The 16,956-nt window shown below is 72.6% G+C and carries 12 protein-coding genes and 1 tRNA gene; 10 read left to right on the top strand and 3 right to left on the bottom strand.

The genetic code is table 11. The features are described from left to right. Positions 1 to 606, bottom strand: a complete 606-nt coding sequence (locus ACXR8F_RS17540; protein ID WP_458802442.1) for a TetR/AcrR family transcriptional regulator — start codon at positions 604 to 606, stop codon at positions 1 to 3. Between the two features lie 368 nt (positions 607 to 974). On the opposite strand from ACXR8F_RS17540, the gene ACXR8F_RS17535 reads away from it, so the two are divergent. The 4 genes from ACXR8F_RS17535 to ACXR8F_RS17520 all read left to right on the top strand — a co-directional run bounded on the left by ACXR8F_RS17535 (position 975) and on the right by ACXR8F_RS17520 (position 6,459). Next, positions 975 to 3,401, top strand: coding sequence for a sigma-70 family RNA polymerase sigma factor (locus ACXR8F_RS17535; RefSeq protein WP_458802399.1), 2,427 nt, complete (start codon positions 975 to 977; stop codon positions 3,399 to 3,401). Positions 3,402 to 3,468: 67 nt separating this feature from the next. Then, positions 3,469 to 3,547: transfer RNA gene (locus ACXR8F_RS17530), tRNA-Gln, on the top strand. A gap of 267 nt (positions 3,548 to 3,814) precedes the next feature. Next, complete coding sequence (glmU, locus tag ACXR8F_RS17525; RefSeq protein WP_458802397.1) at positions 3,815 to 5,482, top strand: bifunctional UDP-N-acetylglucosamine diphosphorylase/glucosamine-1-phosphate N-acetyltransferase GlmU; 1,668 nt, start codon at positions 3,815 to 3,817, stop codon at positions 5,480 to 5,482. Next, positions 5,479 to 6,459, top strand: a complete 981-nt coding sequence (locus tag ACXR8F_RS17520; RefSeq protein WP_045191535.1) for a ribose-phosphate diphosphokinase — start codon at positions 5,479 to 5,481, stop codon at positions 6,457 to 6,459. The genes glmU and ACXR8F_RS17520 overlap by 4 nt, the downstream gene beginning before the upstream one ends. Before the next feature lie 98 nt (positions 6,460 to 6,557). Here the strand turns inward: ACXR8F_RS17520 and ACXR8F_RS17515 are convergent, their stop codons facing one another. Continuing rightward, on the bottom strand, positions 6,558 to 7,118 hold the full coding sequence (locus tag ACXR8F_RS17515) for a CGNR zinc finger domain-containing protein (RefSeq protein ID WP_458802394.1): 561 nt from the start codon (positions 7,116 to 7,118) through the stop codon (positions 6,558 to 6,560). Positions 7,119 to 7,229: 111 nt separating this feature from the next. On the opposite strand from ACXR8F_RS17515, the gene ACXR8F_RS17510 reads away from it, so the two are divergent. The 6 genes from ACXR8F_RS17510 (at position 7,230) to ACXR8F_RS17485 (ending at position 15,365) form a co-directional block, all read left to right on the top strand. Then, positions 7,230 to 8,219, top strand: coding sequence for an EamA family transporter (locus ACXR8F_RS17510; protein WP_458802393.1), 990 nt, complete (start codon positions 7,230 to 7,232; stop codon positions 8,217 to 8,219). A 381-nt stretch (positions 8,220 to 8,600) separates the two neighbouring features. After that, complete coding sequence (locus ACXR8F_RS17505) at positions 8,601 to 9,296, top strand: 50S ribosomal protein L25/general stress protein Ctc (protein WP_458802391.1); 696 nt, start codon at positions 8,601 to 8,603, stop codon at positions 9,294 to 9,296. 143 nt (positions 9,297 to 9,439) lie between these two features. Next, entirely contained in the window at positions 9,440 to 10,030 is a 591-nt protein-coding gene (gene pth / locus ACXR8F_RS17500) for an aminoacyl-tRNA hydrolase (protein ID WP_045191540.1), read from the top strand. Positions 10,031 to 10,108: 78 nt separating this feature from the next. Continuing rightward, positions 10,109 to 13,759, top strand: coding sequence for a transcription-repair coupling factor (mfd, locus tag ACXR8F_RS17495; RefSeq protein ID WP_458802388.1), 3,651 nt, complete (start codon positions 10,109 to 10,111; stop codon positions 13,757 to 13,759). 33 nt (positions 13,760 to 13,792) lie between these two features. Next, entirely contained in the window at positions 13,793 to 14,365 is a 573-nt protein-coding gene (locus tag ACXR8F_RS17490) for a hypothetical protein (RefSeq protein ID WP_458802387.1), read from the top strand. A 22-nt stretch (positions 14,366 to 14,387) separates the two neighbouring features. After that, positions 14,388 to 15,365: a MazG family protein gene (locus ACXR8F_RS17485; protein ID WP_458802385.1), complete on the top strand. Its 978-nt coding sequence runs from the start codon at positions 14,388 to 14,390 to the stop codon at positions 15,363 to 15,365. Positions 15,366 to 15,463: 98 nt separating this feature from the next. On the opposite strand, the gene ACXR8F_RS17480 is transcribed toward ACXR8F_RS17485, so the two are convergent. Continuing rightward, on the bottom strand, positions 15,464 to 16,828 hold the full coding sequence (locus tag ACXR8F_RS17480) for a sugar transferase (protein WP_458802383.1): 1,365 nt from the start codon (positions 16,826 to 16,828) through the stop codon (positions 15,464 to 15,466). Positions 16,829 to 16,956 lie beyond the last annotated feature (128 nt).

Genomic DNA, 16,956 nt, shown 5'->3' with positions numbered 1-16,956 from the left:
TCAGCGGCGCGGGAGCGTCACGAGGCGCGGCTTCGGGTCGAGTCCCGACAGGCCGTTCCACGCGAGGTTCACCAGGTGCGCGGCCACCTGGCCCTTCTTGAACTTGCGGCTGTCGAGCCACCACTGGCCCGTCAGCGCCACCATGCCGACGAGCATCTGCGCGTGGATCGGCGCCGACTTCGGCTCGAGCCCGCGCTGCTTGAACTCCGCCGCCAGCAGGTGCTCGACCTGCGCCGCCACGTCACCGAGCACGCTCGCGAAGGAGCCGGTCGCCTGGCCGGGGGGTGAGTCGCGCACGAGGATGCGGAAGCCGTCGGGGTCGGACTCGATGTAGTCCAGCAGGGCCAGCGTCGCCCGCTCGAGCAGCACCCGGGCACCCTCCGGTTCCTCGAGCGCGGCGCTGATGCCACCCATGAGGGCCTGGATCTCGCGGTCGACGACGACGGCGTACAACCCCTCCTTGCCGCCGAAGTGCTCGTAGACGACGGGCTTGGAGACGTTGGCCCTGGAAGCCACCTCCTCGACGGATGTTGCCTCGAATCCCTTGTCCGCGAACAGTTTCCGGCCGACGGTGATGAGCTGCTCCCGCCGTTCGGGGCCCGTCATGCGGGCCCGCGGGCGGGCGCGGTCTGCTCGTTCGGCGCGGTCTGGGGTCACGCCGCCATTGTGCAGTCAGCGGGCCGCGGGCCGTGCCAGGGGCAGGCGCGTCAGAACTTTTTTCGAAATCCCGTCATGAAACCGAGCGCGCTCCGTCTATGTGTTCGGCAGGGAGTTGGCGGAGGAGCCGAGGCATTGGGGGGAACCACGGCCGGGTGAGACCGCCGGTGAGGTCGATCGCGACGCAAACCCGGGGAGGGCCGCGATCGACCTCACCGCCCCCTGCCCGGCGGCAGGCGGTTCCTCGAAAAGGACTCCCACGAGCGGCATCCGTGCCCCACACTGGAGGTCATCCCTCGCGGGAGGAGCCCCCTCAGGTGTCAGCCCACACGATCGGACCCCAGACGGAGTCCACGGCCGCGGTCTCGTCCAGCGCCGATGCGCTCGACGAGAGCGACGCGGTCCTGCTCTCCCGCGCGCGGCTCGGCGACGACAGCGCCTTCGCCACGCTCTGGCAGCGCAACCTCCCCGCGGCGTTCGGCGTCGCCACCCGCTTCCGCGGACGTGTGTCCGCCGAGGACCTCGTGGCCGAGGCCTCCGCCCGTGTGTTCCGGCTCATCCGCGAGGGCAACGGTCCGTCCGAGAACTTCCGCGCGTACTTCACCGCCACGGTCCGCACCGTCGGCGTCGACGCGGTGCGCGGCGACATGAGCCTCGTGCCGACGTCCGGCACCGACCTCGACCGCATCCCGGCCGCCGACACCCACCTGTCCGCGCTGGGCGCCGAGGGTGTCGACACCGACCTCGTCCGCACAGCGTTCCGACAGCTGAGCGAGAGCGACCGCGAGCTGCTGTGGCACACGATGGTCGAAGGGGAGCCGCCGCGCGTGGTCGCCCCCCTCCTCGGCGTCTCCGCCAACGTCGTCAGCGCCAGGGCGATGCGGGCCCGTGACGAGCTGCGTGCGCGCTACCTCGACGTCTGGGTGCAGCGGCGCGTGCCCGTATGCGGTGCGCCCGAGTGCCGCTGGACGCTCGACCACCTGGGCGGTCACGTCCGCGGGCGTCTCACGGCGCGGCAGCAGGCGCGCGCCGATGACCACCTCGCGCGCTGCACCAGGGAGGCGGGCCTCGCGGTCGAGCTGCGACGCGTCTACGAGGGGTTCGGCGTGCTCACCGGACCCATCGTGCTCGCGGCCGGAGCCGCCATGGCCGGCACCCTGCAGCACGGCGCGATCGCCGCTCTCATCGGCGGCTCAGCGGCAGGCTCCACGGCGGCAGGAGCAGCCGCAGGCACCACGGCCGCAGGCACTGCCGCCGGCACGGCCACAGCCGGCACGGCTGCGACAGGCACTGCTGCGGGTGCAACCGCCGCGGGCACCGCCACCGCCGCGAGCACTGCAACCGCCGCGAGCACTGCGGCGGGAGCCACCGCCGCGGGCACTGCCGCCGGTACGACCGTCATCGGCACCGCCGCCGGCGGCGTCTCGGCAGCGGGCACCACCGTCGGCGCGATCGCCGGCGGTGCGGCATCAGGCGCCGCGGGAGCCACCGCGGCCGGGGTCACGGTGACCAGCACCGTGACCGTGACCAGCACGTCGGCCGGGGTCGTATCGGGAGCCATCGCCTCCGGTGCCGGCGCGGCCTCAGTGGGAGCCACGTCGGTCGCGGCCGGCACGGCCGTCTCGGCCGGCGCGGTCGGGGGCGCCGCGATCAGCGCCCCCCTCGCGGCAGGTGTCGTGGGCACCACCGCGCTGGTGTCCGGGGCGGCGGTCGCAGCTCCAGCGGTCGCGCTCGCCGGTGGGTCGCTGCTCGCCGGGACGACCCTCGGGCCGCCCATCGCCACGGCGATGGCGGGTCTCGTGGTGGGCATGGGCATCGCCGTGGTCCCGACCGTGACCCAGAACCTCGGGACGCCTGCCGCCCAGGTGATCGTGGTCGACAACGCCGCGCAGACCACGCCGTCGACCACCGGCCCCGCGGCCGGCACCAACCCCACCGACGTGCTCGTGCTCACCGTGCTGCCCAGCGTCGTCGCGAGCAGCGCCACGGCGTCGACCACGTCGACCGTGTCGACCCCGTCGACCGTGTCGGCCGCGCCGGCTGCGGCCACCCCACCTGCCCCGGCAGCGCCGACGGCCACAGGCACGGCTGCCACGGCTGTCGACCCGACGCCGCCGCCTCCCGCCCCGGCGCCGGTCGACCCCGCGACGGTGCCGCCGCCTGCGGCGTCCGACTCGACGCCGTCGACTCCCGACGCGGTCGCGCCCGCGCCGGTGAACCCTGTCGACGACACCTCGGCCCCGTCCACGGAGGTGCCTGAGCACGCCGACGCGGCGGCGAGCACGACCGGCACGACGCCGGCGGCCGACGACCCGGCAGCAGCGACGCCTGACGCAGGTGTCGGGACCACCGACCCGGGTGCTGCGGTCGCTGACCAGACCCCCGCCCCGTCGTCGCCGACCGACACCCAGGCGCCCGCTGGCTCGCCGGCCATCGACCCCGCGGCTCCGGCTCCGGCGAGCCCGACCGCGCCCGACTCCTCTCCTGCTGCAGACCCTGCCCCGGCCGGCACCGCTGCGGGTGACGCCGCATCCGGCCCGGCCGGGTCGACCACGGCCGCCTCCTCCACCGCTGCCGAGAACGTGCCACCGGCGGCCGCTGCCGACCCGGCCGGTGCAGTGCCCCCGGCGGCGCAGCCCGACGTCACGCCACCCACCCTCGACACCCAGGTGCTGGGGTCGGCGCCCACCGACCCGTCGACCTCCGACCCGGCGGCGACCGGCGCCACGCCTGTCGGCTCCTGAGCCGTCCGGTCCACCCGTCATCGCCGGACCCGGTGCTGCACTAGCCTGTGCACGTCCGCGAGGACGTTCCCCGGTTGGTCTGCCGGCAGGGCCCGCCTGACTTTGAATCAGGACAAGCGACGCAGGTTCGACTCCTGCCCGGGGAGCAGCGACATGGCGAGCGCAGCGGTGCGCCTTCCCGGCATACGTGCGCGTTCCCGTCAGGAGTGGACCGTGCAACGCCCACTCCTGACGGAACCGCACACTCGTGCGACAGAGCTGCACCTCTGGTTGTGAGCGGGGTCACGGCGCGCGCACGGGCGCGCGGCACGGCGCTGGCCCGCGAGTAGCATGGCGGGCGGCGCACCCAGGTCGTTCACGGCTGGGGTCGTCCGCGCCCGAGTGCACGCCGATCCATGAAGGAGCTGCGCCCTGTGAGCGATCTACGGCCGACCGCCGTGATCGTCCTCGCCGCCGGTGAGGGCACACGCATGAAGTCCACGACCCCGAAGGTCCTCCACTCGATCGGGGGCCGCACTCTCGTGGCTCACGCGATCCGGGCGGCGCGGGGCACCAGCCCCCACCACCTCGCTGTCGTGGTGCGCCACGAGCGCGACCGGGTCGCCGAGCACGTGGCACAGGTCGACCCCGACGCGGTGGTCGCCGACCAGGACGACGTCAAGGGCACCGGTCGCGCCGTCGAGTGCGCCCTCGAGGCCCTGCCGGCCGACCTGTCCGGCACGGTGGTCGTCACCTACGGCGACGTGCCGCTGCTGACGAGCGAGACGCTCGAGGGCCTGGTCGCTGCCCACCACGCGTCGGGCAGCGCCGTCACCGTCATCACCGCCACGCTCGACGACCCGACCGGCTACGGCCGCGTGCTGCGCGACGACGCCGGCGACGTCGCCGCCATCGTCGAGCAGAAGGACGCCGACGAGGAGCAGCGGGCCATCCGCGAGGTCAACAGCGGCCTGTACGCGTTCGACGTCGCGGTGCTGCGCGAGGCGCTCGCCGAGGTCGGCACCGACAACGCGCAGGGCGAGAAGTACCTCACCGACGTCATCGCGATCGCCCGTGGCCGAGGCCTCACCGTGCGCGCCCACCTCGTCGCCGACCTGTGGCAGACCGAGGGCGTCAACGACAAGGTGCAGCTCGCCCGTCTCGGCGCCGAGCTCAACCGGCGCACCGTCGAGCAGGCGATGCGTGACGGCGCCATCGTCGTCGACCCGGCCACGACGTGGATCGACGCCGACGTGACCATCGGTCCCGACACCGTCGTGCGGCCGGGCACGCAGATCCACGGCGCCAGCACCATCGGGCGCGACTGCGTCATCGGCCCCGACACCACGCTCACCGACGTCGAGGTCGGCGACGGCGCCAGCGTCGTGCGCACGCAGGCCGAGCTCGCCGAGATCGGTCCCGGGGCGACGGTGGGGCCCTTCTCCTACCTGCGCCCGGGCACCCGTCTCGGCGCCAAGGGCAAGATCGGCGGCTTCGTCGAGACGAAGAACGCGGTGATCGGTGACGGCGCCAAGGTGCCGCACCTGACCTACTGCGGCGACGCGACCATCGGCGAGGGCGCCAACATCGGCGCCGGCACGATCTTCGCCAACTACGACGGCGTCACCAAGGGCCACACGACCGTGGGCGCCCACAGCTTCGTCGGCAGCAACTCGGTCGTGGTGGCCCCGCGCTCCATCGGCGACGGCGCCTACGTCGCGGCCGGGTCGGCGGTCGTGAGCGACGTCGCCCCCGGCCAGCTCGCCGTGACCCGTGCCCAGCAGCGCAACATCGACGGCTGGGTCGCGCGCCGGCGCGCCGGGACGAAGACCGACGAGGCGGCCCAGGCCGCGCGCGCGGGGGAGTCGCAGGTCGGGGACGCCCCCGCCGTCGACCCGCAGTCCGTCGCGCGTGCCCGTGCCCGGGCCGAGGCGCGCGCCGACGCCGAGGCGGCGGCCGAGGTGGAGGCGGCGCTCGCCAGCGAGCCCGGCGCAGTCTCCCCGAACAACCGCCTCTCGCAGACCGACACCGACAGCGACACCGACAACGACACCGACGCCCCGACCGACAGCCCCCGCGAGACGAAGGACGCCCAGCGATGAGCGGCATCAACAAGACGACGGAGAAGCACCTGATGGTCTTCTCCGGCCGCGCCCACCCGATGCTCGCGCAGGAGGTCGCCAAAGAGCTCGGCACCGAGCTGGTGCCGACCTCTGCCTACGACTTCGCCAACGGCGAGATCTACGTGCGCTACGAGGAGTCGGTGCGCGGCTCCGACGCCTTCGTGATCCAGAGCCACACCGCTCCGATCAACGAGTGGATCATGGAGCAGCTCATCATGATCGACGCCCTCAAGCGGGCCTCGGCCAAGCGCATCACGGTCGTGCTGCCCTTCTACGGCTATGCGCGCCAGGACAAGAAGCACCGCGGACGCGAGCCGATCTCGGCGCGCCTCATGGCCGACCTCTTCAAGACCGCGGGCGCCGACCGCCTCATGGCGATCGACCTGCACACCGCCCAGATCCAGGGCTTCTTCGACGGGCCGGTCGACCACCTGATGGCGATGCCGATCCTCGCGGACTACGTCGGCAAGAAGTACGGCCACCTCGACCTCGCCGTCGTCTCACCCGACGCGGGCCGCATCAAGGTGGCCGAGGACTGGAGCTCGCGCCTCGGCGGCGCCCCGCTGGCCTTCATCCACAAGACCCGCGACATCAACCGGCCCAACGAGGTCGTCGCCAACCGGGTCGTCGGTGAGATCAAGGGCCGCGTCTGCGTGCTCGTCGACGACATGATCGACACCGCGGGCACGATCACCAAGGCCGCCGACGCCCTCATGGACCAGGGCGCTGCCAGCGTCATCATCGCCGCGACGCACGCGATCCTCTCCGGCCCGGCCGTCGACCGACTCAAGGCCTGCAAGGTCGAGGAGGTCATCGTCACCAACACCTTGCCGATCCCCGACGACCGCCGATTCGACAAGCTCGAGGTCCTCTCGATCGCACCCCTCGTGTCGATGGCCATCAAGGAGGTGTTCGAGGACGGCTCGGTCACGAGCCTCTTCGACGGCAAGGCCTGAGCCGCCGAGCCGCACCAGCCACGCACCGAGGCCGTATGCCGCCGGGACCCACCCGACGGCATACGGCCTCTGTCTGTGGTCGGCTCGCTGTCGGGGGCTCAGGCGCGCGCGGCCTGCCGGGCGCGGTAGGCCGCGGTGTGCGCACGAGCGGCGCAGCCGCCCTCGCAGTAGCGGCGGGACCGGTTCTTCGACAGGTCGACGACGACGTCGTCGCAGTCCGCGGCCTCGCAGACCCGCAGCCGGGCCAGCTCGCCGGCGCGCACGACGTCGATGACGGCGATGGCGGCCTCGACCGCCATGCGCTGGGGCAGGGGGGCCTCGGGCGGGGTGGCGTGGATGTGCCAGCCGACACCGTCGTGGTCGACGAGCTGCGGGGTGGCCCTCGCCTCGGCCAGCAGGTCGTTGACGAGGGTGACGACGCCTGCCTCGTCGAGCTCCCAGAAGCCGCGCAGGCGGGGGCGCAGCTCGCGCACGGCCTGCAGCTCCGCCTCGTCCCGGTCGAAGCGGCCGGTCCAGCCGTGCTCGGCGTAGAGGGAGTCGAGCTCGTCGAGGGTGGTCAGGGCGTCCGGGGCGCGGTCACCGGGCAGGACCCCGGGCATGGTGTTGACGAGCGCCGCGGCGGCGGTCAGGGCCACGTCCGTGTCATGGGTGAAAAGCATGTTGACTCCTGACATGAGGTGTCGTTACTGTCATGAGTGTAAGTCTTTTAGGTGCTGACATCGCAGCGGACCCGGCGGGTCGCGCGGGTCGGCGGAGGTAGCGAGGGTGCCATGACCGAACGCGTTGTCGTCACCGGCCCGGTCGTCGGAGAGTCGGCGAGGGCCGACGAGGTCGGGACGCCCGAGGCAGGTCGCTCCCGCCACCCGCTGCTCGGGCTCGGTGTCGCCCTCGTCTCCGCGGCCGCCTTCGCGACCTCGGGGGCGTTCGGCAAGTCCCTGCTCGTCGGCGGCTGGTCGCCCGGCGCGGTCGTGACGATGCGCATCACCCTCGCCGCGCTCGTGCTGCTCGGCCCCGCTCTCTGGTCGCTGCGCGGCCGCTGGCCGGCACTGCGGCGCAACGCGTGGGTCGTCGTCGGCTACGGCCTGACCGGTGTGGCCGGCTGCCAGCTCGCCTACTTCAACGCCGTGACCCACCTGTCCGTCGGGGTGGCCCTGCTCCTCGAGTACCTCGCGCCCGTGCTCATCGTCGGCTGGCTCTGGCTGCGCCACCGGCAGGCCCCGCGCCGCCTGACGCTCGTCGGGGTCGCGCTCGCCGTCGCCGGCCTGCTGCTCGTCCTCGACGTCGTGGGCGGCGCGAGCATCAGCCTCGTCGGAGTCCTCTGGGGGCTCGGCGCCGCCGTCTGCCTCGTGCTCTACTTCCTGCTCGCCGACCACGTCGACGACGACGTGCCGCCGCTCGCGCTCGCCGGCGGCGGCCTCGCCGTCGGGGCGGCCTCGCTCTGGGCCGCCGCCCTGACGGGGGCCCTCGACATGACCCGGGGCGCGGCGCACGTGCCCCTCGGCGGCGTCGTCGTCCCGTGGTGGGTGCCCGTGCTCGTCATCGCACTCGTCGCGGCCGCGTTCGCCTACGTCACCGGCATCGCCGCCGTGCGGATGCTCGGAGCCAAGGTGGCCTCGTTCGTCGCCCTCACCGAGGTGCTCTTCGCCGTGCTCTTCGCCTGGCTCGTGCTCGCCGAGCTGCCGACGCCCGTGCAGCTGCTGGGCGGGGCGCTCATCGTGGCCGGCCTGGCCGCGGTGCGCTCCGACGAGGCCCGTTCCTGACCCGCCTGCCCCACTCATCCCCTCTCCCGCAACACACCCGGTAGTGGTCAGGTCGGGTCGGTTGCACCCATGCTCGACGGACCGCTCCCGGGTGTGTTGCAGGCTGGGGGCTCGATTTCGCCGGCAGGCGGTCCGTCCCGTAAGATCGAGCAGTTGCCTCGGCGAGGGACGGTGCACGACTGCCACGGCAGGACGTGACGAGGTCCGTGATCGACGCGGTGGCCTGACTCGTGGACGCGCCTAGGAGCGTGCCGCGGAGCGGGTTCGCCTCTGCGTGCGGACCGCGTCGGCCATCCGCTGCGAACTGCCGATCATCGCGCGTCGTCCCGCGTCGAGGCCGCCACCGACCGCCTCATCCCACGAGACCTCCAGGAGTCACCCGTGTCCGACAACACCAAGCTCGTCGCCGAGAAGCGCACCGACTTCGGCAAGGGCGCCGCCCGCAAGATCCGCCGCGCCGGCAACATCCCCGCCGTCATGTACGGCCACGGCACCCAGCCCGTGCACATCTCGCTCCCCGGCCACGACACGATGATGGCGCTCAAGCAGGCCAACGCCCTGCTGACGATCGTCATCGACGGCAAGGAGCAGCTGGCCCTCGCCAAGGACGTCCAGCGCGACGCCATCAAGCCGGTCATCGACCACGTCGACCTCGTCGTCGTCCGCAAGGGCGAGAAGGTCACCGTCGACGTCTCCGTCCACCTCGAGGGCGAGGCCGCTCCCGAGACCGTCGTGACGCTCGACCACAACACGCTCCAGATCGAGGCCCTCGCCACGAACATCCCCGAGAACGTCGTCGTCTCGGTCGAGGGGCTCGAGGCCGGCACCCAGATCCTCGCCGGCGCCGTCGAGCTGCCCGAGGGCGCCACGCTGGTGACCGACGCCGAGGCCCTCGTCGTCAACGTCACGCAGGCCATCTCCGCCGAGGCCCTCGAGGCCGAGCTCGCCGAGGCCGAGGCCGAGGCCGGCATCGAGCGCGAGGAGCACGACGAGGCTGCCGAGGGCGAGGCCGCCGAGGGCGCCGAGGGCGAGGCCGCCGAGGGCGCCGAGGCCAAGGCCGAGGGCGACGAGGCCTGAGCCACAGCCACATCCGTGGCGCGACGCCGTATGCCGCGCCACCCCTTGCGTCCACGGGTCCCGTCCGAGCGTCTGCTCGGCGGGGCCCGTGCGCGCGCCAGCTCCCGTAGCGCGACCCCCAGCGCCGACCACCGGAGGACCGCATGGACACCTGGCTCGTGATCGGGCTCGGCAACCCCGGGCCCGGCTACGCCGGCAACCGCCACAACGTCGGGGCGATGGCCCTCGAGGAGCTCGCCGGCCGCGCCGTCGGTGGCCGCGCCGCCTTCAAGGCGCACAAGGCCCGGGCGCGTGTCGCCGAGATGCGCCTCAAGGTCGGCGGCCCCAAGGTCGTGCTGGCCACCCCGTCGAGCTACATGAACGAGTCGGGTGGTGCCGTGGCCGGGCTGATGAAGTACTACGACGTGCCCGTCGAGCGCGTGGTCGTGATCCACGACGAGCTCGACATCGACGCCGGCCTCGTGCGCCTCAAGCAGGGCGGGGGAGAGGGCGGTCACAACGGCCTGCGCTCGGTGTCGAAGTCGCTCGGCTCCAAGGACTACCTGCGCGTGCGCCTCGGCATCGGCCGGCCGCCGGGACGCCAGGACCCCGCCGACTTCGTGCTCAAGGACTTCAGCAAGGCCGAGCGCACGGACGTGCTGCCGTTCCTGCTCGACGAGGGCGCCGACGCCGTCGAGGCCCTCATCGAGGTCGGCCTGCTCGAGGCCCAGCAGCGCTTCCACGCGCCGCGCTGAGCACGCGCGACCACCTGGCCGTGCGGCCGTCGACCGGCGCCGCGACTGTCGCCGCCCCGACCTAGACTGGAGGACCTGATGCCGCACCCAATGCTGTCCGCCTTCAGGGCGCTCCCCGATGTCCGCCACGTCCTCGACCAGGTGGGTCGCACCCGGCTCGTCGACGTCTCCGCCAGCGACGGTTCGCGCCCCTTCCTCGTGGCCGCCCTCGCCCGGCAGGCCGAGAGCCTCGCCTCGGGACCGGCCGACGCCGCGCCCCTCGTCGTCGTCACTGCGACGACCCGTGAGGCCGAGGACCTCGAGACTGCTCTCGGGCTCTTCCTGCCGGGCGAGCGCATCGCCGTCTTCCCGTCGTGGGAGACCCTGCCCCACGAGCGACTCTCGCCGCGCAGCGACACCGTCGGCCGGCGCCTCGCCGTGCTGCGACGGCTCGCCCACCCCGACCCCGACGACACGGCATACGGCCCCCTGTCGGTCGTCGTGGCGCCGGTGCGCGCCCTCCTGCAGCCCCTGACCAAGGGGCTCGGCGACCTCGTGCCCGTCGCGCTGCGTGCGGGCGACGAGCGGCCCCTCGAGGACGTCGTCGACGCCCTCGTCGCCGCCGCCTACACCCGCACCGACCTCGTCGAGCGGCGCGGCGAGTTCGCCGTGCGCGGCGGCATCCTCGACGTGTTCCCGCCCACCGAGGAGCACCCGGTCCGCATCGAGTTCTGGGGCGACACCGTCGAGGAGGTGCGCTGGTTCAAGGTCGCCGACCAGCGCTCCCTCGAGATCGCCGATCACGGCCTGTGGGCCCCGCCGTGCCGAGAGCTGCTCGTCACCGACCAGGTGCGCGCGCGGGCACGCGCTCTCGCCGACCAGCTGCCGGGCGTCTCCGAGATGCTCTCCAAGGTCGCAGAGGGCATCGCCGTCGAGGGCATGGAGTCCCTCGCACCCGCCCTCGTCGACGGCATGGAGTCGGTGCTCGACGTCCTGCCCGAGCGCGCGGTCGTGCTCGTCTCCGACCCCGAGCGGGTGCGCCGCCGCGCGCACGACCTCGTCGCCACCAGCGCCGAGTTCCTCGAGGCCAGCTGGGCCAACGCGGCGGCCGGCAACGAGGTGCCCGTCGACCTCCAGTCGCTCCTCGGCAGTGCCTCCTACTGGTCCATCGCCGAGGTGCGGGCCCACGCCGAGGCCACCGGCCGGGCCTGGTGGACCCTGACACCCTTCGTGGCCGACGCCGACCTCGTCATCGAGGACGACGACGTCGACGAGCGCGTCGCCGTGCGCACCACCGACCCCGAGGCCTTCCGGGGCGACACGGAGCGCACCGTCGAGCACCTGCGCGAGCGGGTGCGCGAGGGCTGGGCCGTCGCCGTCGTCACCGAGGGCCCCGGCCTCGCCAAGCGCGTCGCCGAGGTGCTGCGCGAGAACGAGGTCGCGGTCCAGGCCCTCGACACGTCGCGCGACGACACCCTCACCGCCGGCACCGTCCACGTCACCACGGCGCCGCTGGTGCGTGGCTTCGTCCACGAGGCCGGTCGCATCGAGGTGCTCACCGAGACCGACCTCACCGGCCAGCCCGGCAGCGGCACGTCCACCAAGGACATGCGGCGTATGCCGTCGCGCCGGCGCAACCAGGTCGACCCCCTCCAGCTCCGGCCCGGCGACCACGTCGTCCACGAGCAGCACGGTGTCGGCCGGTTCGTCGAGATGATGCAGCGCACCGTGGCCGGCGCGACGCGCGAGTACCTCGTCATCGAGTACGCCGCGAGCAAGCGCGGCCAGCCGGGCGACCGCCTCTTCGTCCCCACCGACCAGCTCGACCAGGTCACCAAGTACGTCGGCGGCGAGGAGCCCACGCTCAACAAGATGGGCGGGTCCGACTGGTCCAAGACGAAGTCGCGGGCCAAGCGCTACGTCAAGCAGATCGCGGCCGACCTCATCCGCCTCTACAGCGCGCGCCAGGCCACCAAGGGCCATGCCTTCGCCCCCGACACCCCGTGGCAGCGCGAGCTCGAGGACGCCTTCTCCTTCGTCGAGACGCCCGACCAGCTCGTCAGCATCGACGAGGTCAAGGCCGACATGGAGAAGCAGGTCCCGATGGACCGCCTCATCTGCGGCGACGTCGGCTACGGCAAGACCGAGATCGCGGTTCGTGCGGCGTTCAAGGCCATCCAGGACGGCAAGCAGGTCGCGGTGCTCGTGCCGACGACGCTGCTCGTGAGCCAGCACCAGCAGACCTTCTCGGAGCGCTACGCGCAGTTCCCCGTCAAGGTCGCCTCGCTCTCTCGCTTCCAGAGCGACAAGGAGGCCAAGGAGGTCATGGAGGGCATGGCCGACGGCACCCTCGACCTCGTCATCGGCACCCACCGCCTGCTCGCCAAGGACGTGAAGTTCAAGGACCTCGGACTCGTCATCATCGACGAGGAGCAGCGCTTCGGCGTCGAGCACAAGGAGCTGCTCAAGACGATGCGCACCGCCGTCGACGTGCTGTCGATGTCGGCCACCCCGATCCCCCGCACGCTCGAGATGGCCGTCACCGGCATCCGTGAGATGTCGACGCTGGCGACGCCGCCCGAGGAGCGCCACCCCGTGCTCACCTTCGTCGGCGCCTACGACGAGAAGCAGATCACTGCCGCGATCCGCCGCGAGCTGCTGCGCGAGGGCCAGGTCTTCTTCGTGCACAACAAGGTCAGCTCGATCGAGAAGGCGGCGAGCCGCCTTCGCGAGCTCGTGCCCGAGGCCCGCATCGCCACGGCCCACGGCCAGATGGGCGAGCACCGGCTCGAGCAGGTCGTCGAGGACTTCTGGGAGAAGCGCTTCGACGTGCTCGTCTGCACGACCATCGTCGAGACCGGCCTCGACATCTCCAACGCCAACACCCTCATCGTCGAGCGGTCCGACATGCTCGGCCTCAGCCAGCTGCACCAGCTGCGCGGACGCGTCGGGCGCGGGCGTGAGCGGGCCTATGCCTACTTCCTCTACCCGCCCGAGAAGCCGATGACCGAGACGGCGCACGACCGCCTGCGCACCATCGCGAGCAACACCGACCTCGGGTCCGGCATGGCGGTCGCGATGAAGGACCTCGAGATCCGCGGCGCCGGCAACCTGCTCGGCGGCGAACAGTCCGGACACATCCAGGGCGTCGGCTTCGACCTCTACGTGCGGCTCATCGGTGAGGCCGTCGCCGACTTCCGCGGCGACGCCGTCGACGTGCCGGCCGAGATCAAGATCGAGCTGCCCGTCGACGCGCACCTGCCACACGACTACGTGCCGGGGGAGCGGCTGCGCCTCGAGGCGTACAAGAAGCTCGCCACCGTCGAGACCTTCGAGGCCGTCGACGAGATCGCGGCCGAGCTGCGCGACCGCTACGGCGCCCCGCCCAAGCCCGTCGAGAACCTCCTCGAGGTGGCCCGCCTGCGCGTGGTGGCCCGCCAGGCCCGCATCGGCGACATCGGCGTGCAGGGCAAGGTCGTGAGGTTCGGCCCGGTCAAGGAGCTGCGAGAGAGCCAGCAGCTGCGGCTCATGCGCCTCTACCCGGGCACCATCGTCAAGGAGGCGCTGGGCACGATCCTCGTGCCGGCCCCGATGACGGCCCGCGTCGGTGGCAAGCCGCTGCGCGACGTCGAGGTGCTGACCTGGGCCCGCCAGCTCATCTCCGCCGTGCTGCTCGACGACATCGCGTCCGCCGGCGCGGCGGCCACCGCTTCGTCGGGGTCGGCGAGATCCGCCGTGGGCGCCCCGTAGGATGTCAGACGCATCCGCCAGAGGAGGAAATCAGTGAAGGCTTGGTCTGCCCGTCCCACCAGGCGCGTCGCCGTCGTCGGCATCGCCGCCCTCGGTGCCGTGTCGCTGCTCGGCGGGTGCGGCTTCGAGACCCGCCAGCAGGCCGCCGCCGTCGTCAACGGCGAGGTCATCCACGAGTCCGACGTGCGCGAGACGTTCGACCAGCTCAAGGCCGCCAAGCTCGACTTCGCCGAGAACATCGTCGTCACGGCCCTCGTCGCCGCGCCGCTGCTCAAGAGCGCCGTCGCGAAGTCGGGCAGCTGGAAGCCCGACGAGACCTACGCCTCGGTCATCGCCTCCATCCCCGGCGCCACCGACACGACGAAGGAGTTCGTCGAGGCGGTCGCCCTCATCCAGTCGCAGAAGATGACGCCCGCCGACGTCGCCGCCTACCGCGCCGACCTCAAGCGAGCCGACATCTCCGTCAACCCGAAGTACGGCTCGGTCGTGCAGTCCGACCAGGGTCCGGTCTACTTCACCATCGGCCAGACGACGCCGAACTGGCTCAAGCCCGACTCCAACCCGGCGCCGGCCGGGGGCGGTGCCACGGGCACCCCGGGCCAGTAGCCGCTCGCACCTTCCCGTCGCCGTGCCCGGTCGCCTCGTCCTGCTCGTCACCACACCCCGCGTCGCGCCGGGGCTCCTGACGCGCGAGGCGTGGACGATCCTCGGGCAGGCGTATGCCGTCTGGGGCCGTCCCGACGAGCCCCAGGTCGCGGCGGTCGTCGAGGCGGGGGTCGAGGTGCGCGAGCGCGAGGAGGGCCATCCCGCCGAGCTCGCGCTCGACCTCGTCGCCGCAGCCGAGGAGGGCGACGTCGTCTGGGTGGGCTCGTCCGACGGCGACCCCGGGCTCAGCGACGCCGTCGCCGTCGAGGTGACCCGGCTGCCCGAGCCGCCCGACGTCGAGCTGCTCATCGGCTCCTTCGACGTGCCGGGCGCGCGCCTGCTCGACGTCGTCGCCGTCATGGACCGGCTGCGCTCGCCGGGCGGCTGCCCGTGGGACGCCGAGCAGACCCACGCCTCCCTCGTGCCCTACCTGCTCGAGGAGGCGCACGAGGCCATCGAGGCCATCGAGAGCGGCGACCCGGCCCACATGCAGGAGGAGCTCGGTGACCTGCTGCTGCAGGTCGCGTTCCAGTCCCGCGTCGCCGAGGAGCACCCGAGCGATCCGTTCGGCATCGACGACGTCGCGGGCGGTCTCGTCGAGAAGCTCGTGCGCCGCCACCCCCACGTCTTCGCCGACGTCGAGGCCGACACCGCCGACGCCGTGGCCACCAACTGGGAGTCGATCAAGGCCGAGGAGAAGCAGCACCGCACGCACCCTGTGGAGGGGGTGCCGCACTCGCTGCCGGCGCTGGCGCGCGCCGAGAAATACGTCTCACGCCTGCACAAGGCCGGTCGCGACGACCTCGTCGACGCCGCCGTCGAGACGGGTGGCCTCGGATCCGAGCTGCTCGCCCTCGTCCGCCGGGCCCGCGCCGAGGGCGTCGACGCGGAGGCCGCCCTGCGTGAGACGCTGCGCGGCCTCGCTGCCGCGAGCGAGGCGGTCGGCGGCGACGTCGCCTGACGGCATACGCCCTCGGCACGAGCGGAAGTGACGGAAGGGGCCGCGTCGACCGGGTGAAGCGACGCGACCCCTTCCGGGTCTCGAGTGGTGCCGCGCCGTCAGTAGGCGCCGCGGGGCCTGACGACCGCGTGGACGGTCTTGGCCAGGATCGACAGGTCCTGCACGAGCGACCAGTTGTCGACGTAGTAGAGGTCGAGGCGCACGGTGTCCTCCCACGAGAGGTCGCTGCGCCCGGAGACCTGCCACAGGCCGGTCACACCCGGACGAACGTGCAGCCGTCGCTGGACGTCCGGCACGTAGCGGCGCACCTCGGCCGGCAGAGCAGGTCGGGGTCCCACGAGGCTCATGTCGCCGTTCACGACGTTGATCAGCTGGGGCAGCTCGTCGATGGACAGGCGGCGCATGAGGGCGCCCACCTTCGTCACGCGCGGGTCGCGGGCGATCTTGAAGAGCACGCCGTCGCTGTTCTGGTTGAGGTGCGTGATGCCGGGCAGCTGCGACTCCGCGTCGACGACCATGCTGCGGAACTTGAGGCACTCGAAGAGCACGCCGTCGCGCCCGACCCGGGTCTGCCGGAAGAGGACCGGCCCGCCGTCCTGGAGCTTGGTGGCGATGGCGAAGACGAGCATGACGGGCGAGGCGAGCAGCAGCAGCGCCGTCGCGCCGAGCAGGTCGAACGCTCGCTTGAGGCCGCGGGAGGCGCCGAGGCTCTGCGGCTGGCCCACGTGGACGAGCGGCAGCCCGCCGACGGGACGCATCGCGATGCGGCCCGTCGAGATGTCGCTGAGGCTGGGGACGACCGCCATCTGCACGTGGTGGCCCTCGAGGTCCCAGGCGATGCGGCGGAAGTCGACGGCCGACGGGAAGGCGCCCTCGGTGAAGACGACCATGTCGGCCTTCTCGGCGAGCACCGACTCGGCGGTGTGGTTCGTCGTGCCGACGACGGGGACCCCACGCGGGGTGGACCGCAGCGGCTGCGACGACGGGATGAGCGCGCCGACGATGCGGAAGCCCAGCCAGGCCTCGCGCTCGAGCACGGCGGCGACGTCGTCGACGTGGGCGACCGAGCCCGAGATGAGCACCCGAGTCAGCAGCCGGCCGCGGGCGTGCGCCCGGTGGACCAAGCGCCGTGCATACCAGCGCCAGAGCAGCACCGTGGGCACCCCGATCGCGAAGATCAGCACGAAGAAGCCTCGGGAGAGGTTGAACTTCGTGAGGTAGCTGAGGATGCCGATCGCGCCGGCGGTGAGACCCGCCGCGCTGCACACCCGGGCGTACTCGATGGTGCCGACGCCGAGGTGGCTGCTCGTGTAGGTGCCCGAGAGCAGGTTCGCGAGCATCCACGCGGCCACGATCCACAGACCGACCGACTGCGCCACCTGGTTGACGTCGTTGGCGACGTCGAAGACCTCGAGGCCGGTTCGGCCGATCGCGGCCAGCGCCGTCGCAGCGGTGATGATCACCAGATCGCCCCCCGCGATCCCCAGCTGCAGGAGACGCTGGCCGCGACTCCTCTCGCTGTGAGGTTGCGTCACCGGACGCGCACTCACATCGAGCAGAACTACCCCCGCTTCGCGCATGGGCTGACCCA

The organism is Terrabacter sp. AAH1, from assembly GCF_054456855.1.
This window is presented reverse-complemented; position numbering and strand designations above follow the sequence as displayed.